Origin of the sequence: Nocardia sp. NPDC057663, assembly GCF_042799895.1 — a bacterium.
In the GTDB taxonomy this organism is placed as follows: Bacteria; Actinomycetota; Actinomycetes; order Mycobacteriales; family Mycobacteriaceae; genus Nocardia.
Genome location: NZ_JBHVHX010000002.1, coordinates 349620 through 368839 on the forward strand (window position 1 = coordinate 349620; position 19220 = coordinate 368839).

The following is a 19220-nucleotide window of genomic DNA, read 5'->3' on the forward strand; positions in this document are numbered from 1 at the left end:
GCCCGCACATAACGCAACAATTCGGTGTCGCTTACCGCCGCCGCCTGTTGCGGCTGTGATCACCGTTCTACGGTTCAAGCAACCAGCTATCCGTCAGACAATCGAAAGGCTGCCCGGGAAAGCACGTCGAAACCCTGAACGAGGGAGACGGACCATGAGGCGTTCCACCCTGATCTTGACCACTGCCGGGATGATTCTGGGCGGCGCGGCCGCCATCGACCTCCTGGAGGGCGCGGGCACCAACGCCGCACCCGAACCCACTGCGAGCTACAACGTCTCGCACAACATGGCGACAACGCATTCCGAGAGCAGTTCCCTCGCGGTGGTGCGGGGCCTGCTGACGACCGAGAACGCCCACAGACCCGGCCACACCGCCGGCGCCCCCGCTCAGTAGCCGGGCGGCAGCGCGGCGAACATGTCCCGCGTGACGGCGACGGCATTGTCCGAGCTGCCACCCTTGACCAGCAGCGTCGCGAACGCCATATCCCCGCGATAGCCGACGAACCACGAGTGCGACCCGCCGTCGACCTCGGCTTCGCCGGTCTTGCCGTACACCTCGCCCTGGTCCCTGATCCGTTCGGCGGTGCCGCCGGTGACAACCATGCGCATCATCGAACGCAGGCCGTGCACCACGGTCTGGTCGATCGCGGGCCGGTCGCCGGTAACCTCGGTCGGCCGGCCCGCGATCAGATACGGCACCGGCGCCGACCCGTGCGCGACGGTCGCCGCCATCACCGCCATCCCGAACGGGCTCACCACCACCCGGCCCTGGCCGATGCCGTCCTCGGCGCGCTGCACGAGTTCCTCCGCGGGCGGTACCGACCCCGACATGGTCGGCAGCCCCGCCACCTTGTAGTCCTGGCCGATTCCGAGGCGAGCGGCGGCCGCGGTGAGCGCGGTGCCGTCGAGCCTGCTCGCCAGCCGCGCGAATGTGGTGTTGCAGGACCGTTCGTAGGCGGTCGCCATCGGCACGTCGCCGACGGAGAAGAGGTTGTAGTTGGGGATCGTGCGCTCGCCGATGGTGGTGCGGCTCGGGCACGGCAGCACCGTGTCGGGCGTGACGATGCCCGCCGCCATCGCGGCCGAGGCCGTCACCGTCTTGAAGATCGAGCCGGGCGGGTACTGACCGCTCGTGGCCACCGGGCCGTCGCGATCGGCGGCCTTGTTCTGGGCGACCGCGAGGATCGCGCCGGTCGACGGGCGGAGCACCACCATCATGGTCTGCTCGGTGCGCAGGTCCACCGCGTGCTGCGCGGAGTTCTGCACGAACCGGTCGATGCTCAGCGCGAACGACGGTGCGGGCTGGGCCGAAACCTCGTGCAGCACATCGAGATCGGCGCCGTGGGCATTGCGGGTGACCACACTCCAGCCCGCCTTGCCGTCGACCTCGGCGATCACCGTCTTGCGGACCTGGGTGAGCAGGTCGGGCGCGAACTTGCGGTCGGTGGGCACCATGTCCCACTCCTGGGTGAGTGTGATGCCGGGCAGCCCGATCAGTTCGCCGCCGATGGTCTCGGCCTCGTACTCGTCGAGCAGGATCACCGTGTACGGGCCGTCGGACCTGCGCGCGGCGTCCAGGATCGACTGCGGGGTATAGGCGACCGGGTCGATGCGGCTCAGCGCCGCGGCGAGCGTGCCGGCGACCCGGGTCGGATCGGGGGCGTCGGCCGGATCGAACCGGACTCGGGACACCTTGCCCGGCACCAGGACATCGCTGCCCGCCGATTCGTTGACCCGCGCGCGCGGCGCCGGTGCGGTGCGCAGTTCCAGCGTCTGGGTGTCGCCGAGTTTGGGATGGATGTCGGCCGAGGTCCAGCGGACCAGCCAGCGGCCACCGCTGCGGCCCATCTGCAGTTCGCCGGTGTAGGTCCATTGACGGCCCTTGGGCAGAGTCCAGGCGTAGGTGTAGTCGACCGTGGCGGTGTCACCGCTGACGCGGGCGTCACCGGTCCTGATCTCCAGTTTCTCGGCCTGCAGCGCCTGCCACGTCGAAGTCAGTGCGGCCGTTGCCTTCTCGGGCGAGCTGGTCAGCCCGGCGGCCGCGACGAGATCGCGGTCGGCGAACGCCGCGGCGAAGGCGTCGGCGGCGGGAACCGGTCCCTGCGGGCCGGCGGAACAGGCGGTCGCCGCCACCGCGAGGGCGGCCACCGCGTACGTGGTTACCATCCGTGTCCTCATCGGCACCGATCGTAACGGCGACCGGGCAGCAAACCCTGGATGACGGCGCCGTACACGCCTGGATTCAGTCCACGAGCACCGTGGCGAAGGTGGCGATCTGGCGGAAACCCACACGGCTGTAGGCACGTCGGGCGATCTGGTTGTAGTCGTTGACGTACAGGCTGGCCGTACGTCCCGTCGCGACAACAGCATTGGCGACCGCGGCCGTGCCCGCCGTGCCGACGCCGGAGCCACGGAATTCGGGATGCACCCACACGCCCTGGATCTGGCCGGTCCGCCGCGACAGCGCACCGATCTCCGCCTTGTAGACGACCACGCCGTCCTCGAAACGCGCCCAGGCCCTTCCTGATTCGATCAGGCTCTTGATTCGCCGACGGTAGCCGCGGCCACCGTCGCCCGCGCGCGGGTCGACACCGACCTCCTCGATGAACATCGCGATCGCGGCGGCCAGGTAGCGATCGATCTCGTCGGGCCTGACCCGGCGCACTCCGCTGTCGGGCCGGGCCAGCGCGGGCGAGGCGAGGGCGAGCAGCGGCTGATCGGCACGCAGATCCCGGGCGGGCCCCCACGTGGGCTGCAGCAGTTCCCACAGCGGCAGCGCGAGTTCCTGCCTGCCGACCACCGAGGAACACACCCGCGGCCAGCGCGCCGCGCGTTCGGCGAACGCCCGCAGGGCCTGCTGGTCACCGCGAAGCGGCATCAGATTCGCGCCGGAGAAGCACAGCGAATCCGCGGGCCCGCCGCGACTCCACAACTCACCGAGACCGGAGCGCGCGTCGAGACCGAACTCCTGGACCCGGGCGGCGATCATGCAGGATGCCACCGGGTCTGCGTCCAGGACACGCAGCACCTCGGCCAGATCTCGGACGGACACCGGGCGCGCGGGCGCGGTTTTGGACCGTCGCGTCGGCTCCAGCAGACTCCGCACGGCACCAGCCTGCCACGAAAGCACGCCGAGCGGTACGGGTCCGCGGAATCCGATGCCCGTGGCGAGCGAGCCGTGACTCAGCTGACAGTGACGACCGGCTCGGCGCCCGGCTGCTCGCCCATCTCCTCGGCGATGCGCATCGCCTCTTCGATCAGCGTCTCCACGATCTGGGCCTCCGGCACGGTCTTGATGACCTCGCCCTTGACGAAGATCTGGCCCTTGCCGTTGCCCGAGGCGACGCCGAGATCGGCCTCGCGGGCCTCGCCGGGACCGTTCACGACGCAGCCCATCACCGCGACCCGCAACGGCACCTCGAGCCCGTCCAGGCCCGCGGCGACCGCGTCGGCGAGGGTGTAGACGTCGACCTGCGCGCGACCGCACGACGGGCACGACACGATCTCGAGCTTGCGCGGGCGCAGGTTCAGCGACTGCAGGATCTGGCCGCCGACCTTGACCTCCTCGGCGGGCGGCGCCGACAGCGAGACCCGGATCGTGTCACCGATGCCCTCGCTCAGCAGTGCGCCGAAGGCCACCGCCGACTTGATCGTGCCCTGGAACGCCGGGCCCGCCTCGGTGACACCCAGATGCAGCGGGTAGTCGCTCTGCGCGGCCAGCTGCCGGTAGGCCTCCACCATGATCACCGGGTCGTTGTGCTTGACCGAGATCTTGATGTCGCCGAACCCGTGGTCCTCGAACAGGCTCGCCTCCCACAGCGCCGACTCGACCAGCGCCTCGGGGGTGGCCTTGCCGTACTTCTCCAGCATTCGCTTGTCCAGCGAACCGGCGTTCACGCCGATGCGGATCGGGATACCCGCGGCGCCCGCGGCCTTGGCGACCTCGCCGACCCGGCCGTCGAACTCCTTGATGTTGCCCGGGTTGACCCGGACCGCGGCACACCCGGCATCGATCGCGGCGAAGATATAGCGCGGCTGGAAGTGGATGTCGGCGATCACCGGGATCTGCGACTTCCGCGCGATCGTGGCGAGCGCGTCGGCGTCCTCTTGGCGGGGACAGGCCACCCGGACGATGTCGCAGCCCGACGCGGTCAGCTCGGCGATCTGCTGCAGCGTCGCGTTGACGTCGTGGGTCCTGGTGGTCGTCATCGACTGCACCGAAATCGGCGAGTCACTGCCGACGCCGACATTGCCCACCTTCAGCTGGCGGGTCTTGCGCCGCGATGAGAGAACAGCAGCGGGAGCGGCGGGCATCCCCAATCCGATTGTGCTGGTCACGTTCGGCTGCCTTCTTTCGTACGTCTGTCGATTCGACCGGGATTGTTGCTGCCGAGCTTAGTCGCGCCGGTACCCGGGGCGCCCTGTGAGGGGCACGACACCGGGCGGACGCGGATCAGGGGAGGCGGATCGGGTTGACGATATCGGCGGCCAAGGTCAGCAGCATGAACGCACCACCGATCACCACCGCCACATACGTCACAGGGAGCAGCTTCAGGTAGTCCACCGGGCCGGCCGGGGCCTTGCCACGCCAGGACCGGATCGTGTCCCTGGCCTTTTCGTAGAGCACGACCGCGATGTGCCCGCCGTCCAGCGGGAGCAACGGCAGCAGATTGAACGCGCCGAGGAAGAAGTTGAGGCTGGCCAGCACCAGGATGAACATGCCCCACAGGCCGCGCTCGGCGGTCTCGCCGCCGATGCGGCTGGCGCCGTACACGCTGACCGGGGTCTCCGGGTCGCGCTCACCGCCGGTGACAGCCTCCCACAGCGCCGACACCTTCTGCGGCATCTTCGCCAGCGACTTCACCGTCTCGATGAAGAAGTCGCCGGTGAACGAGATCGTCGCCGGGATCGCGGCGACCGGGCCGTACTGCTTCGGCTCCGCGAAATCCGGGCCGACGCCGACCGCGCTCACCTCACGGCTCGGGCCCTCCTTCGGGTACCGCACGGTGCGCTCCGGCGTCACGGGCACCGTCAGCGTCTTGCCGTCCCGCTCGATCGTGTAGGTGAAGGTGCCGGTCTGCTTCTGCGTCTCGGCCTGGAACTGCACCCAGGTCGTCACCGGCACACCGTTCACGGCGGTCACCACGTCGCCACGCTGCAGACCCGCCCGCTGCGCCGGACCGGCACCGGCACACGGCTGCATCGTCTGGTCGGGGTTCTGCTGCGCGACACAGCTCATCGAGCCCAGTGACGTCGCCGGCGGCTGCTCGAGTTGCGGCAGACCCCAGCCGATTGCCAGGACGACCAGCAGCACGAAGCCGAGCAGGAAGTTCATCGCGATACCGCCGAACATCACGACCAGGCGCTTCCAGGTCGACTGCCGGTACATCGCCCGGTCGACCTCTTCGGGCTCGAGCTCGTCGAGCGCCGTCATGCCCGCGATATCGCAGAACCCACCCAGCGGCAGTGCCTTGAGGCCGTACTCGGTCTCACCACGGCGGAACGAGAACACCTTGGGTCCGAAACCGATGAAGTAGCGGCGCACCTTCATGCCGGTGGCCTGCGCCGCCCACATGTGCCCGCACTCGTGCAGCGCGATCGAGATCGTGATACCGAGGGCGAACAGCGCGAACCCCAGCGCGAATACCATCTGGCTCCTGTGTCGATTCGCGTCGTGTCAGGACGCGATGATTTCCGTGGCGTACTGCCGTGCCCAGCGGTCGGCCGCGAGGACGTCGTCCAGGGTATCGGGTTCCGCCTGCCAGCGGTCGGCGGCCTCTACCGCCTGTGTGACGGTGCGCACGATCGCGGGAAAGCTGATCTTGCCGTCGAGGAAGGCTTGGACCGCAACCTCGTTGGCGGCGTTGTAGACGGCGGTGACGCTGCCGCCCGCCTCGCCCGCCTGCCTGGCCAGGCGCACCGCGGGGAAGACCTTGTCGTCGACCGGTTCGAACGTCCAGGTCGACGCGGTGCCGAAGTCGCACGCGGCCGCGGCGCCCGGGACCCGGTCGGGCCAGCCCAGCGCCAGAGCGATGGGCAGTTTCATGTCCGGCGGGCTGGCCTGGGCGAGGGTGGAGCCGTCGGTGAAGGTGACCATGGAGTGCACGATCGACTGGGGGTGCACGGTGACGTCGATGCGGTCGTAGGGGACGCCGAAGAGCAGGTGGGTCTCGATCAGCTCGAGGCCCTTGTTCACCAGCGACGCCGAGTTCAGGGTGTTCATCGGGCCCATCGACCAGGTCGGGTGGGTTTTGGCTTCGGCGGGGTTCACCGCTTCGAGCATCTCGGCGGTCCAGCCGCGGAACGGGCCGCCGGAGGCGGTGAGGACCAGTCGCGCCACTTCCTCGGCCCGGCCGCCGCGCAGACACTGCGCGAGCGCGGAATGCTCGGAATCGACCGGGACGATCTGGCCCGGCGCGGCCGCGCGGGTGACCAGGGATCCGCCGGCGACGAGGGATTCCTTGTTCGCCAGCGCGAGGCGGGTACCCGCTTCCAGGGTGGCCAGGGTCGGCCCGAGGCCCAGCGAGCCGACCAGGGCGTTGAGCACGACATCGGCTTCGGTGCGGCGCACGAGTTCGGTCGCGGCGTCGGGGCCGCCGAGCTCGAGGTCGAGCGCCTGCGCGGCGGCGGGATCGGCGACGGCGACATTGCGGGTGCCGGTGGCCGCCATCTGCTCCACGAGCAGGGCGGTGTTGCCCCCGCGCGCGGCGAGACCCACCACCTCGAAGCGGTCGGGGTTGGCGGCGATCACCTCTAGCGCCTGGGTACCGATCGAACCGGTACTGCCGAGGAGCAGCACCTTCACCCGGTCGGCGGACGTGGAGCGGCCTTCTGCGGCACGCGTTGCTGGGTGGGACACGGCCCCATTGTGGCAGGGCTGCTGGCTACGACGGACGGTCGTATGCCACGATATGACCAACTCGCCCAACCAGAACTCGAGCCCTAAGGAGCGATCGTGGCCGCCACGGACCTCGAATCAGCCAGCACCGAGCGCGCCGTCGCCACCAGCGTCGACCCCGCCGAGGTGCCCTCGGCCGCATGGGGCTGGAGCGGTGAGTCGCGCAAGACCTTCCGCATCGCGGGCTGGGTCGTCGTCGTGGCCCTGCTCGGCATGACCATCGGCAACCACCAGGGCCACGTGGAGGACATCTTCCTCATCGGCCTGGCCGGTCTGCTGGCGACGATCATGGTCGTCGACTCGCTCACCCGGCGCGTCCCGAGGTAGCACCTCGATACGAAACCTCCGCCTGCGGCCGCAATAATTCTTGCGCCGCAGGCGTTTTCGTGTGTCCGGAGGTCAGCGACCGCGCCGGGCGCCCGGCTTGCGTCCCTTGCCCTGACGTGCGGGCTGCTGCTTGGCCACCGGCTTCTTGGCGGTGTTCTTGCGGGCGGGTTTCGCCGCGGCACGCCGCTCCGGTTCCGCGGCGGCGACACCGCGGGAACTGTTCGCCGACCGGCCGCGCACGATCCCGACGAACTCCTCGAGCAGTTCGCTGTCGGTACCCGCGGGCCACGCGAGCGCGATCTCGGTGAACTCGGTGTCGCTGACCGGGCGGTACACCAGATCGCGGCGGTGATGCAGACGTGCGATCGACTGCGGCACGATCGTGGCGCCGCCGACCGCGGCGACCAGCGCGAGCGTGTCGGCGGCCTGATCGATGTCGCTGCCGTGCTGGATCCGCTCCTCGGCCAGATCGGCCGGGTTGATCGTCTCCAGCAGTGAGAGCGCGTCGTCCTTCTGCACGACCGCGACCGGCGTCTCCTGCCACAGCGGGATCGCGTTCAGCGCGGTCCGGTCGATCGGCAACCGGACGAAGCACAGATCGATCCGGCCCTCGCGCAGCGCGGACTCCTGCTCCCCCTGCGCGACCCCGACGACCTCGAGCGGATGATCCGGCAACCGGTCACCCCAGATCCGCGCCCACTTCGACACGGTGACGCCGGGCACGAACCCGACCCGCAGACTCGCGGGCGCTTCCGGCTTCTGCTCACGTTCGGCCTGCTCCTGCGCGCTGATCAGCGCCCTGGCATGCGTCAGCAGCGCCGCGCCGTCCTCGGTCAGCTGGGTGGGCGCGGCGCCCGGCACGAAAACCCTTGTCCCGAGCTCGTTCTCCAGCTCGATGACGGTGGCGCTCAAGCTCTGCCGGGAGATCCGCAAGCCCTTCGCGGCGCGCGCGAAATGCAGTTCCTCGGCGACCGCGACGAAGCGACGCAGCCGGGCGAGGTCGATGGAGTCGGCGGCGGTGACATCGAAGTCGCTCATTCTGACCAGAATATGGCACCCGCCGCGGCGGCCTGTCGCCCGATCACAGGTTCGACAGCAACCACATCACGCCGATGACCGACCCGATGACGGCGACCACGATGAGGAAGGTGCCGAGCACCGATCCCCATCCGGCCCGTGACGGCGCGGGATACGGCATCGGCGGCCGCACCGCCGGGCCCTGCCAGGCAGCGGGAGCGACCGGGCGTGGCGCCATCGGCTGGTACGGATTCACCGGCGCCGGATAGGGGACGCCCGAATTGTGCACCGGGCTCATGGGCGTCATCCCGACGAACGGCTGGGCGTGTGCTCCCGATGCCGCCGTCGGCCTGGCCCCGGTCGGCGGTGTGCGCAACGCGCGCTGCACCGCGTCGACGAACTCCTCACACGAGGTGAACCGGTCGGCCGGACGCTTGGCGAGCGCACGGGCCATCACGGCGTCGAGCACCGGCGGCAGCCCGGCTCGGCGCGGGCTCACCGGCGGTGGCGGTGCCTGCAGATGCCCGGTGATGACGGCGGCCGGGCTCGCGGACTCGTACGGCGCGGTGCCGGTCAGCAGCGAGAACAGCGTGCAGGCCAGCGCGTACTGGTCGGCGCGGTGATCGAGGGCGGCGCCGGTGAGCTGCTCGGGCGCCGCGTAGGCGAGCGTTGCCGTGAACGACCCCGTCTCGGTCAGGTGACCGGAGTCGTCGCGCAGCCGGGCGATCCCGAAATCGGTGAGATACACCCGTTCCTGGCTGTTGGACCGCGCCAGCAGGATATTGGCCGGTTTCACATCGCGGTGCAGCACGCCCGCGCGATGCGCGTAGTCCAGCGCGGCGGCGGTCTCGCCGATGATCTGCACCGCCCGGTCCGGCGGCAGCGTCCGCGGATCCAGCGTGGAGGCGTCGACCCCGTCGATGTACTGCATGCTGATCCACAGCTGGTCACCCTCGACGCCGCGGTCGAAGACGGTGACGATATTCGGATGGTCGAGCTGGGCGACCAGGTCGGCTTCCCGCTCGAACCTGGCCCTGATCTCCTTGTCGGAGTACAGCTCCTGATTCAGCAGCTTCAGCGCGGTCCACCGCGGCAGCCGCGGATGCCTGGCCAGATACACCGACCCCATCCCGCCACGGCCCAACTGCCGGTCGATCGTGTACCCGGCGAATACCGTCCCGTCAGAAACCATTCTGACCCCCGAATCTCGCTCGTCGTCCGACGGGTGAGGACCCTACCAAAATGCCGTTGGTGCCGTCGCGGGCATTGCGGTCGGCTCATCCCAGCGGGAAGCTGGAGAGTTCGGTGAGCAGCACAGGGGGTGACGACGTCAGTCCTCGATCCGCACACCCATCGATCGGGCGGTACCCGCGACGATCCGCATCGCCGCCTCGACATCGGTGGTGTTGAGGTCGGGAAGTTTGCGGATCGCGATGCGCCGCAACTGTTCCCGCGAAAGCGCGCCGACCGGTTTGTGGCCGGGCTGGGGTGAACCGGGTGTGCCGAGAGCCTTGCGGATCAGCGACGCGGTCGGCGGCGTCTTGAGTCGCATGGTCCAGCGTTTGCGGGCATCGATCGTGATGACCGCGGGGATGATCTCCCCGCGCCGATCCGCCGTCGCCGCGTCGTACCGGCGTTTGACTTCGAACGGCGGGATGCCGGTGGGGCCTAGCATCTTGCCGAGAATCATGAGGGAGGCATTGCCCGCCTCGAGTTCGAGAGTGACTGTGACAGAGGCTGTTCCGCGCGCCATAGTCAACCATCTCGGACGCGGGCCTCGATCCGGTCCCGCGCCGGTAACGCCTGGGCCGCAACGTGTTCGAGCTCAGTCGAACCGCGGGTGTCCCGTCTCCGGCGCCACGAACCCGGTAGTAGGACCGCGATCCCGGCAGGCGATCGGGTTCGAGTCGCCCCGCGCGTGTTCGCCTGGCAGGCTGGAGCGGTGAAACGTGACGTTTCCGCCACCTTGGAGATCGCGGTCCACGCCGACACGGTCCTGCAATGGCAGATCGCCGTGGCCCGGCAACCGGGCATCGACCTGGTCGAGTCCATGACGTGCGTGCTCGACGGGGAGTTCCTCACCCCGCGCGAGGTGATCGGACCGCACCATTCCCGGCTCCATGTGCTCGAGGCTCGCGCGGGCACGCTCCGCCTCGACTATCAGGCGACGGTGTTCGGCACAGCCGTTCCCGAACCGGCCTCCGACTACGAGATCGCGCTGTACCGGCGCCCCAGCCGCTACGCCGAATCGGACAAACTGCTCGGCTACGCGGCCGCCGAATTCGGTTACGGCATCATCGATCCGGACATGCCCGCCCGCGTCGCGGCATGGGTGGGCAGGCGCATCTCCTACGTCTCGGGCAGCAGCGCGCCGATCGACGGCGCGGTCGAGACGCTACTGTCCGGAACCGGCGTCTGCCGCGACTTCTCCCACCTGGTGGTGGCGCTGCTGCGCGCGGTCGGCGTACCCGCGCGGGTGGCGGCGGTCTACGCCCCCGGCTGTGTGCCGATGGACTTCCACGCGGTCGCCGAGGCCTATGTCGACGGCGCGTGGCGCTCCCTGGATCCGACCTGCCTGGCGCCGCGGTCCAGCCTGGTCCGCATCGCCACCGGCCGCGATGCCTCCGATATCGCTTTCCTGGACAATCACGGCGGCGACATCACCCTGAACTCGATGTCGGTGCAGGCCTTCGTCGACGGCCCACTGCCCTATGACGACTTCGTCCAGCCGATCAGCATCGAATAGCGGATCAGCCTTCGGCGGCGAGCTGACCGCAGGCGGCGGCGATCTCCTGGCCGCGGGTATCGCGCACCGTGCACGACACGCCCTGGGCGATCACGCGGCGCACGAATTCCTTCTCGACCGGCTTCGGGCTGGCATCCCACTCGCTGCCCGGGGTGGGGTTGAGCGGGATCAGGTTCACGTGGACGAGCGGGCCGAGCGCCTTGTGCAGCTTCTTGCCGAGCATGTCCGCCCGCCACGGCTGATCGTTGACGTCGCGGATCAGCGCGTACTCGATCGACACCCGGCGCCCGGACTTGTCCGCGTAATACCGGGCGGCGTCGAGCACTTCGGCGATCGACCAGCGGTTGTTCACCGGCACCAGGGTGTCGCGCAGTTCGTCGTCGGGTGTGTGCAGCGACACCGCGAGCCGCACCGACATGTCCTCGTCGGCCAGCTTGCGGATCGCGGGTGCCAGGCCGACGGTCGACACCGTCACCGAACGCTGCGAGATGCCGAGGCCGTCGGGCGCGGGCGAGGTGATCCGGCGGACCGCGTTCACCACCCGCTTGTAGTTGGCCAGCGGCTCGCCCATCCCCATGAACACGATGTTGGACAGCCGGCCGGGACCACCGTGCACCTCACCGTCGCGCAGCGAAGCGGCGGCGGCCCGCACCTGGTCGACGATCTCCGCCGTCGACAGATTGCGGTTCAGGCCGGCCTGGCCCGTCGCGCAGAACGGGCACGCCATGCCACAGCCCGCCTGGCTGGAAATGCACAGGGTATTGCGGTCGGGGTAGCGCATGAGCACGCTCTCGAGCAGGGTGCCGTCGTGGGCACGCCAGAGCGTCTTGCGGGTGTCACCCTCGTCGCAGGCGAGGTGGCGGACCACCGACAGCAGCGGCGGGAACAGCGTCTCGCCGACCTTCTCGCGCACATCGGCGGGCAGATCGGTCATCTGCGCCGGGTCGGCCTGCAGCCTGCCGTAGTACTGACGGGCCAGCTGATCGGCACGGAACTTCGGCAATCCCAGCTCCTGCACCGCGACCTTGCGTTCGTCCGCGTCGAGATCAGCGAGGTGGCGCGGCGGCATACCGCGACGCGGGGCATCGAACACGAGGGGCAGGGAGATGGCCATAATTCGACCATTGTCCCAAACGAAGCGGCGGGCCCGGTCGCCGGGCCGCCACGCCGAACGCCGTTATCGAGAAGATGCGTGCACCGGTGATAGCTGTCGGCAATGATCGAACCATGTCCACCAATGCCGAATCAGGGGCGTCACCGGCCGAGCAGGAGCCCGCGGCACCGACGACCGGGCACACCGAGGCCAAGCATCGACGGGACGAGCGGGTGCCCGCGAAACGCGCCACCCCGGCCGGGGTCCACGGTTCGAAAACCGGCTACGCCTGGATCGCCCTGCTCGCGGCCGCGATCATCGGCATCGTCGTGCTGATCTTCATCATCCAGAACCTCGAAAAGGTCACGGTAGACCTGCTGCTCTGGCACTTCTCGCTACCGATCGGCATCACCGTGCTGCTGTCGGTGATCGCGGGCGCGCTGGTGATGGGCCTGGTCGGTGGCGTGCGCATCCTGCAGCTACGCCACGCCGCCAAGAAGCCCTGACCTGGCGCTCTACAGCAGCGCGCTGAGCACCAGCCACGACACGAAGGCCGAGGGCAGCATCGAGTCGAGGCGGTCCATGATACCGCCGTGGCCGGGCAGCATCGTGCCCATGTCCTTGATGCCGAGTTCCCGCTTGATCTGCGACTCGATCAGATCGCCGCAGGTCGCGACGACCACCAGGCCGACACCGAGCACGACACCGATCATCGAGTTCGCCTCGAGCAGCAGGGTGACGGTCAGCAGACCACCGATCACACTGAACACCAGCGAACCGCAGAACCCCTCCCACGACTTCTTGGGGCTGATCGCGGGCACCATCGGATGCCTGCCGAACAGCACGCCGGCGACATAACCGCCGACGTCGGAGCAGACAACCAGGATCATGAACGTCAGCACCCGCAGGTTGCCGTCGGGTTCGAGCAGCAGCAGCGTCGAGAACGCGGCGAGCAGCGGAATCCAGGTGAGGGTGAACACCGTGATCGCGGTGTCGCGCAGGAAGTTCTTCGGCGCGGTATTCAGGCCGTGATCGAACAGTCGCCACACCATGCACACCAGCGCCGTCGCGGCGAACGCGCCGACCACCCCGCGCGCACCCCACGGCCAGCCCAGCCAGAACACCGCCTGGCCACCGACCAGCAGCGGAATCCGCGGCACCAGGACGTCGGCCTCACGCAGCCGCTTGGCGACCTCCCAGGTCGCCACGGCCACCCCGACACCGGCCACCCCGATGAACACCTTGGGGACGAACAGCAGGATCGCGATCAGCGACAGGCCGAGGCCGAGCCCGACCGCCAGTGCGGCGGGCAGGTTGCGGCCTGCGCGCGACGCGGGCGCCTGCTGCTCGGCAGGCGCGTCGTCGCCCGGTGTCGGCGTCGCCGCGTGGGTCGTGTCGACCCGGTCCGGCATCGGCTCCGGTGCCGCTCCGGTGGCGGCGGCGTCTTCGGCCACGATTGTCCCGTCGCTCAACTCGTCGTTCCGTTCATCCCCCGCACGAGCGGGACTGGCGAGATCTGCGCTCAGACCTCGAGCAGTTCGGCTTCCTTGTGCTTGACCAGCTCATCGATCTGGCCCACGTACTTGGCGGTGGTCTTGTCGAGCTCCTTCTCGGCGCGCCCGACCTCATCCTCACCCGCCTCGCCATCCTTCTGGATCCGGCTCAGTTCGTCCATGGCCTTGCGACGGACGTTGCGAATCGAGACCTTGGCGTCCTCACCCTTGCCCTTGGCCATCTTGACCATCTCGCGGCGACGTTCCTCGGTGAGCTGCGGCACCGTGATGCGCAGGATGTCACCGTTGTTGGTCGGGTTCACGCCTAGATCGGAGTTGCGGATCGCGTTCTCGATCGGGCCGAGCTGGCTCTGCTCGTAGGGCTTGATCACCACCATGCGCGGCTCCGGCACGGTGATGCTCGAGATCTGGGTGATCGGCGTCGGCGAACCGTAGTACTCGACCACGACACGGGCGAACATGCCCGGGTTGGCGCGGCCGGTGCGGATGGTTCCGAGGTCGTCCTTCGCCACCGAGACGGCCTTCTCCATCTTCTCCTCGGCATCGAAGAGCGCTTCATCAATCACGACCGGTTCCTCCACAGCGTCGTCATCGTCATCTTCCGCGGTTGCGGGATCAGGACCGAACCAAGGTGCCGATGTGTTCACCGGCGACTGCGCGGGCAATATTGCCCTTGGTCAACAGATTGAACACCAGAATCGGCATCTGGTTGTCCATGCACAAGCTGAAGGCGGTCGCATCGGCCACCTTCAGGCCCTTCTCGATCACTTCCTTGTGCGTGATCTCGGTGAACATGCTCGCGTTCTCGTCCACGCGCGGGTCGGCGTCGAACACACCGTCGACCGCCTTCGCCATCAGCACGACGTCGGCGCCGATCTCGAGCGCGCGCTGGGCGGCGGTGGTGTCGGTGGAGAAGTAGGGCATGCCCATGCCGGCGCCGAAGATCACGACGCGGCCCTTCTCGAGGTGCCGCTTGGCGCGCAGCGGGAGGTACGGCTCGGCGACCTGACCCATCGTGATGGCGGTCTGCACGCGCGTGTCCACCCCCTGCTGCTGTAGGAAGTCTTGTAGCGCAAGGCTGTTCATCACGGTGCCGAGCATGCCCATGTAGTCCGAGCGGGCGCGTTCCATGCCGCGCTCCTCCAGCTCGGCGCCGCGGAAGAAGTTGCCGCCACCGATCACCACGGCCACCTGCACACCGGTCTCGACGATCTCGGCGATCTGCTCGGCCACGGTCTGCACGACATCGGGGTCGAGACCGACCCCGCCGCCACCGAACATCTCCCCACCCAGCTTGAGCAGCACCCGGTTGTATCCAGGGCGGTCGTTACCCGGGTCGGTCATGGGTGTTCGTCTCCTTCGGCGAGATTGAGATCGGTCGAACTGCGGGCACGCGAATCGGCCGCACAGCAAGGCGAAGCGGCATCCATCCTGCCTTATCCGGTTCCCGCCACCGCACAAGACCCCCTTGCGCGACACGGACACCCCGGAACTGGGGGCAGCTGCCGCCAGGAATCGGCAAGAGCCCCTCGGGTGCAGACGTACGCTGCTCCCGAGGGGCTCTCGTTCAGGCGGATCAGGCCTGGCCGACCTCGAAGCGGGCGAAGCGGGTCAGGGTGACACCGGCCTCGTCCAGGAGGGCCTTGACGGTCTTCTTCGAGTCGGTGACCGACGCCTGCTCGAGCAGGACGACGTCCTTGAAGAAGCCGTTGACGCGGCCCTCGGTGATCTTCGGCAGCGCGGCCTCCGGCTTGCCCTCTTCGCGGGCGGTCGCCTCGGCGACGCGACGCTCGTTCTCGACCAGCTCGGCCGGGACCTCGTCACGGGTGACGTAACGGGCCTTGAGCGCGGCGACCTGCATGGCGGCGGCGCGGGCGGCCTCGGCGGCGGCGTCGCCTTCACCGGTGTACTCGACGAGCACGCCGACGGCGGGCGGCAGGTCCGACGCACGCTTGTGCAGGTAGGTGGCGACCGGGCCGTCGAAGGAGACGACGCGACGCAGTTCCAGCTTCTCGCCGATCTTGGCGGCCAGCGCCTGCACGGCCTCGTCGACGGTGCCGTTGTCGAGCTTGAGCGCCTTGAGTGCGTCGAGGTCGGCGGGCTTACCGGCGGCGGCAGCGGTGACGACGGCCTCGGCCAGCTCCTGGAACTCGGCGTTCTTGGCGACGAAGTCGGTCTCGGAGTTGATCTCGACCAGGACGCCGTCCTTGGCGATGACCAGACCCTCGGCGGTCGCGCGCTCGGCACGCTTGCCGACATCCTTGGCGCCCTTGATGCGCAGCACCTCGACGGCCTTGTCGAAATCGCCGTCGGACTCGGCCAGCGCGTTCTTGCAGTCCATCATGCCGGAGCCGGTGAGCTCCCGGAGCCGCTTCACGTCAGCAGCGGTGTAGTTCGCCATCGGGGGCGAGCCTCCTCGTGTGTGGGGTGCTTGGGTGTTTACACCACCTTGCCGACCGCTTCTGAATTCAGAAGGGCCGGCAAGGTGAACGTAGAGCTACCGATCAGCTCAGAAGTCGGCCGGGGTGTGCTGCGCCGGGTCGGCCTTGACCTCGGCCTCGGCCTCGGCGGGCGTCTCGACGGCAGCTTCGGCGGCCGGGGTCGCCTGAGCCAGCAGCTCCTGCTCCCACTCGGCGAGCGGCTCACCGGCGCCGGCCTCGGGCTTCGCGTCGCCGGAAGCCTGGCCCGCGCGGGCCTGCACGCCCTCGGCCACCGCGGAGGCGACGACCTTGGTGAGCAGAGCGGCGGAACGGATCGCGTCGTCGTTACCCGGGATCGGGTAGTCGACCAGGTCGGGATCGCAGTTGGTGTCCAGGATCGCGATGACCGGGATGTTCAGCTTGCGAGCCTCGCCGACGGCGATGTGCTCCTTGTTGGTGTCGACGACCCAGATGGCCGAGGGCACCTTGGCCATGTCGCGGATACCACCGAGGGTGCGGTCCAGCTTGGTCATCTCACGCGTCAGCATGAGAATTTCCTTCTTGGTGCGACCCTCGAAGCCACCGGTCTGCTCCATGGCCTCGAGCTCCTTCAGGCGCTGCAGGCGCTTGTGGACGGTCGAGAAGTTGGTGAGCATGCCACCCAGCCAGCGCTGGTTGACGTAGGGCATCCCGACGCGAGTCGCCTCGGCCGCGATCGACTCCTGGGCCTGCTTCTTGGTACCGACGAAGAGAACGGTGCCACCGTGGGCGACGGTCTCCTTGACGAACTCGTAGGCCTTGTCGATGTAGGTCAGCGTCTGCTGCAGGTCGATGATGTAGATGCCGTTGCGGTCGGTGAAGATGAACCGCTTCATCTTCGGGTTCCACCGACGAGTCTGGTGCCCGAAGTGCGCGCCGCTGTCGAGCAGCTGCTTCATAGTTACGACAGCCATAGCTCCCGTATCTCTCTTTCGTTGCCGGTTGACGCAGCCGATCGGCGATCGACTGCCCTGGCGCCACCGAAACCGCCGGACCCGATCGAAAAACCGGGACCAGCCGACGATTTCACTGTTCATCCGCTGGAGAACTCGCGCTGACATGCCCTCGCGGACCGTCTGCATAGCGAGCGACGACCGGATGGACGAGCACGGGTGGCGCGCGAAGTCGGTCCGTGCTGTGCACACACTCGCTGCTGAGCACAAACCGCGTTGATCAGTCTACGCGGACCTACGCCAGGGCCGAAATCGCCCCCGGACGGGCACCGCCCATACCCGCGGTGAAGTGCGCGGTATCCACATGCGGCGGAGTTGTCCACATTCGCCGAATCGGTCCGCCGGGCGGGTTGTCCGGCATCGAGAGTAGGTGCATGAACACCTTCACACGAACTCTGATCTCCACGTTTCCGCTGCTGTGCGTGGCCGGAGTCCTGGCGGCGCCTGCCGCGGCTCACCCCGGCGATCGAGTACCGATCACGCCGGTGTGCTCGGGCGGTGCCGTTGCTACGCCGCCGGAGCGTCACGGCGCGGCGGGACCGAGTGTTCCCTCGCGCGATCGGGCAACACCCGCGCCGGTTCCGGTTCGGGTGACGGTCCACGATCTGACCGGCACTCCTCCGTCGGCCGTGCGCGGCGAGACGGGACGCTCAGCAGCGCCGGTCGAGGTCGAGATCGTCGTCAAGGGTGGTGGCAGCGGCTCGGCGGCGGAATTGCCCGCCGTGCTGCGCGACCTGGTGCGGACGCTCGCGACGCCGCAGCGCGTGCCTGCGCCTCGGCCTCACCGCTGAGCTCGGTGTGTGCATTCACCGGCGCCGAAGGGGGTCGCGGTGGGACCGCCACCGGTTTGCGCCAGTCGGCACCGTAGTCCCGAACCATTCGGTTGTCGGCCCGTCCCGACCGGGGTCCGTGCCCAGTGCACTTCCGTCTACCGGCCGGCGTCTCGCGAAGTTCACGAACGTTGTGCCCTCGGGCACCAGTCGACATTCGGCGGAATCCGTGGACTCTGTGGCTCCCGGCCGACGATTCGCAGGGGGCGCAATCGGGAAATGTCAGGTAGCTGGGAGCAGTGTCGCGGCGCTGTGTCTGGTGGCGGTGATGCTCGGGGTTGCGGCGCCGGTCGGTGCGGCCGAGGTGGGCGTCTTCGGGTGGCCGCTGCGACCGCGGCCGACCGTCGAACGGCACTTCGACAAACCGGAACGGAACTGGCTGCCCGGGCATCGCGGGGTGGATCTGGCGGGCAGCGCCGGGCAGACAGTGCTGGCCGCGGGCGAGGGCATCGTTGTGTTCGCGGGGGTGGTCGCGGACAAGCCGGTGGTGTCCATCGACCATCCCGGCGGTCTGCGCACCACATATGAGCCGGTGGAAGCGCGGGTCACCGTGGGGAGACGGGTGAGCAGGGGGACGCCGATCGGCACGTTGGTGGCCGGGCATGAGGGGTGCCCGGCCGCCGCCTGTTTGCATTGGGGCGCGCGACGGGAGGCGAGCGAGCACGGAAGACGCGAATATGTCGATCCGCTGGGTCTGCTGCACGAGGTGCCGGTCCGGTTGAAGCCGCTGGAACCGGTGCTGTGACGAACCGCTCGGCCACACCGAGTACATCGACGTCGATCGAGGGACGACAATCAGGGTGTGTCAGAGGAATCAGCACCCTTCACCTACCCCGAGGTGGGTGCCACCCGTGCGACTTTCCCGTCGGGCTACCACCGGTTCGAGCATCGGCGGCCGCTCGGCCACGGCCGTGATCTGTTCGACCGGGCTGCAACGCACATCCTCGACTTCGGGATACAGAAGGGCTCCGGCGTCTTCGAGCGCGCCGATACCGAAACCGCAGTGGCGGGAACGGAATTGACGGTGCGGATCGGGCTCGGCCCGATCGGCATCGTCGCCCCCTGTCGTGTGGTCTACATCCTGGACGAACCAAATCGGCGGGGGTTCGCGTACGGCACGCTCCCCGGACATCCCGAGGTGGGTGAGGAACTGTTCGCTGTCGAATACGACCCCACGGACGACACGGTGTACGGACTCGTCACCGCCTTCTCACGGCCCGGTACCTGGTATGTGCGGCTGGGCGGTCCCGTCGTCCGGCTGATTCAGCGCTGGTTCGCCCACCGCTACGTGAACACCCTCCCGACAGGCGACTGAGCCCGCCTGATCATCAGGTATCCCGACATGACCTCAGGTGCCGACGCGAGCCTCACGTAAAGGTGCCC

The 19220-nt window shown here is 68.7% G+C and carries 21 protein-coding genes; 7 read left to right on the forward strand and 14 right to left on the reverse strand.

Features of this window, described 5'->3' with window-relative positions; genetic code table 11:
• The first annotated feature begins 154 nt into the window (after positions 1-154).
• Positions 155-394: a hypothetical protein gene (locus ACFVAV_RS06265; protein ID WP_379030849.1), complete on the forward strand. Its 240-nt coding sequence runs from the start codon at positions 155-157 to the stop codon at positions 392-394.
• Here ACFVAV_RS06265 and ACFVAV_RS06270 read toward each other — a convergent pair.
• The 5 genes from ACFVAV_RS06270 to dxr form a co-directional block, all read right to left on the reverse strand.
• On the reverse strand, positions 388-2178 hold the full coding sequence (locus ACFVAV_RS06270) for a penicillin-binding transpeptidase domain-containing protein (RefSeq protein WP_379030852.1): 1791 nt from the start codon (positions 2176-2178) through the stop codon (positions 388-390). The genes ACFVAV_RS06265 and ACFVAV_RS06270 overlap by 7 nt on opposite strands.
• 64 nt (positions 2179-2242) lie before the next feature.
• Positions 2243-3106, reverse strand: coding sequence for a GNAT family N-acetyltransferase (locus ACFVAV_RS06275; RefSeq protein ID WP_379030855.1), 864 nt, complete (start codon positions 3104-3106; stop codon positions 2243-2245).
• Between the two features lie 77 nt (positions 3107-3183).
• The gene (ispG, locus tag ACFVAV_RS06280; protein WP_379030858.1) at positions 3184-4338 is read right to left on the reverse strand and encodes a flavodoxin-dependent (E)-4-hydroxy-3-methylbut-2-enyl-diphosphate synthase; all 1155 of its coding nucleotides are present in this window, start codon (positions 4336-4338) and stop codon (positions 3184-3186) included.
• A gap of 115 nt (positions 4339-4453) precedes the next feature.
• Positions 4454-5650, reverse strand: coding sequence for a M50 family metallopeptidase (locus ACFVAV_RS06285; RefSeq protein WP_379030861.1), 1197 nt, complete (start codon positions 5648-5650; stop codon positions 4454-4456).
• Positions 5651-5677: 27 nt separating this feature from the next.
• On the reverse strand, positions 5678-6859 hold the full coding sequence (gene dxr / locus ACFVAV_RS06290; protein ID WP_379030864.1) for a 1-deoxy-D-xylulose-5-phosphate reductoisomerase: 1182 nt from the start codon (positions 6857-6859) through the stop codon (positions 5678-5680).
• Between the two features lie 96 nt (positions 6860-6955).
• Here dxr and ACFVAV_RS06295 point away from each other — a divergent pair, with 96 nt between their 5' ends.
• Complete coding sequence (locus ACFVAV_RS06295; RefSeq protein ID WP_379030867.1) at positions 6956-7225, forward strand: DUF2631 domain-containing protein; 270 nt, start codon at positions 6956-6958, stop codon at positions 7223-7225.
• A 72-nt stretch (positions 7226-7297) separates the two neighbouring features.
• Here ACFVAV_RS06295 and ACFVAV_RS06300 read toward each other — a convergent pair whose 3' ends face one another.
• From ACFVAV_RS06300 to ACFVAV_RS06310, 3 genes are all read right to left on the reverse strand, one after another.
• Entirely contained in the window at positions 7298-8263 is a 966-nt protein-coding gene (locus ACFVAV_RS06300; protein ID WP_379030870.1) for a LysR family transcriptional regulator, read from the reverse strand.
• A gap of 43 nt (positions 8264-8306) precedes the next feature.
• Entirely contained in the window at positions 8307-9434 is a 1128-nt protein-coding gene (locus ACFVAV_RS06305) for a protein kinase (protein WP_379030873.1), read from the reverse strand.
• A gap of 138 nt (positions 9435-9572) precedes the next feature.
• Entirely contained in the window at positions 9573-9995 is a 423-nt protein-coding gene (locus tag ACFVAV_RS06310; protein ID WP_379030876.1) for an uL11 family ribosomal protein, read from the reverse strand.
• A 189-nt stretch (positions 9996-10184) separates the two neighbouring features.
• Here ACFVAV_RS06310 and ACFVAV_RS06315 point away from each other — a divergent pair, with 189 nt between their 5' ends.
• Entirely contained in the window at positions 10185-10988 is an 804-nt protein-coding gene (locus tag ACFVAV_RS06315; RefSeq protein WP_379030879.1) for a transglutaminase family protein, read from the forward strand.
• A 4-nt stretch (positions 10989-10992) separates the two neighbouring features.
• Here the strand turns inward: ACFVAV_RS06315 and rlmN are convergent, their stop codons facing one another.
• Positions 10993-12102, reverse strand: a complete 1110-nt coding sequence (rlmN, locus tag ACFVAV_RS06320) for a 23S rRNA (adenine(2503)-C(2))-methyltransferase RlmN (RefSeq protein ID WP_379030882.1) — start codon at positions 12100-12102, stop codon at positions 10993-10995.
• A 113-nt stretch (positions 12103-12215) separates the two neighbouring features.
• On the opposite strand from rlmN, the gene ACFVAV_RS06325 reads away from it, so the two are divergent.
• Positions 12216-12587 (forward strand): lipopolysaccharide assembly LapA domain-containing protein, encoded by a 372-nt coding sequence (locus ACFVAV_RS06325; protein ID WP_379030885.1) that lies wholly within the window; start codon positions 12216-12218, stop codon positions 12585-12587.
• 9 nt (positions 12588-12596) lie between these two features.
• On the opposite strand, the gene ACFVAV_RS06330 is transcribed toward ACFVAV_RS06325, so the two are convergent.
• The 5 genes from ACFVAV_RS06330 to rpsB form a co-directional block, all read right to left on the reverse strand.
• Positions 12597-13493, reverse strand: coding sequence for a phosphatidate cytidylyltransferase (locus tag ACFVAV_RS06330; RefSeq protein ID WP_379031810.1), 897 nt, complete (start codon positions 13491-13493; stop codon positions 12597-12599).
• Between the two features lie 110 nt (positions 13494-13603).
• A complete protein-coding gene (frr, locus tag ACFVAV_RS06335) occupies positions 13604-14161 on the reverse strand; it encodes a ribosome recycling factor (protein ID WP_379030888.1) in 558 nt (185 codons plus the stop codon).
• A gap of 49 nt (positions 14162-14210) precedes the next feature.
• Positions 14211-14939: a UMP kinase gene (gene pyrH / locus ACFVAV_RS06340; RefSeq protein ID WP_379030891.1), complete on the reverse strand. Its 729-nt coding sequence runs from the start codon at positions 14937-14939 to the stop codon at positions 14211-14213.
• Between the two features lie 232 nt (positions 14940-15171).
• Entirely contained in the window at positions 15172-15996 is an 825-nt protein-coding gene (gene tsf / locus ACFVAV_RS06345; RefSeq protein ID WP_379030894.1) for a translation elongation factor Ts, read from the reverse strand.
• Between the two features lie 108 nt (positions 15997-16104).
• Positions 16105-16968: a 30S ribosomal protein S2 gene (gene rpsB, locus ACFVAV_RS06350; protein WP_189024364.1), complete on the reverse strand. Its 864-nt coding sequence runs from the start codon at positions 16966-16968 to the stop codon at positions 16105-16107.
• A 413-nt stretch (positions 16969-17381) separates the two neighbouring features.
• Here rpsB and ACFVAV_RS06355 point away from each other — a divergent pair, with 413 nt between their 5' ends.
• The 3 genes from ACFVAV_RS06355 (at position 17382) to ACFVAV_RS06365 (ending at position 19152) form a co-directional block, all read left to right on the forward strand.
• Entirely contained in the window at positions 17382-17798 is a 417-nt protein-coding gene (locus ACFVAV_RS06355; protein WP_379030897.1) for a hypothetical protein, read from the forward strand.
• A gap of 307 nt (positions 17799-18105) precedes the next feature.
• Positions 18106-18582: a M23 family metallopeptidase gene (locus ACFVAV_RS06360; protein ID WP_379030900.1), complete on the forward strand. Its 477-nt coding sequence runs from the start codon at positions 18106-18108 to the stop codon at positions 18580-18582.
• A 57-nt stretch (positions 18583-18639) separates the two neighbouring features.
• A complete protein-coding gene (locus ACFVAV_RS06365) occupies positions 18640-19152 on the forward strand; it encodes a DUF1990 family protein (protein ID WP_379030903.1) in 513 nt (170 codons plus the stop codon).
• The last annotated feature ends 68 nt before the right edge of the window (positions 19153-19220 follow it).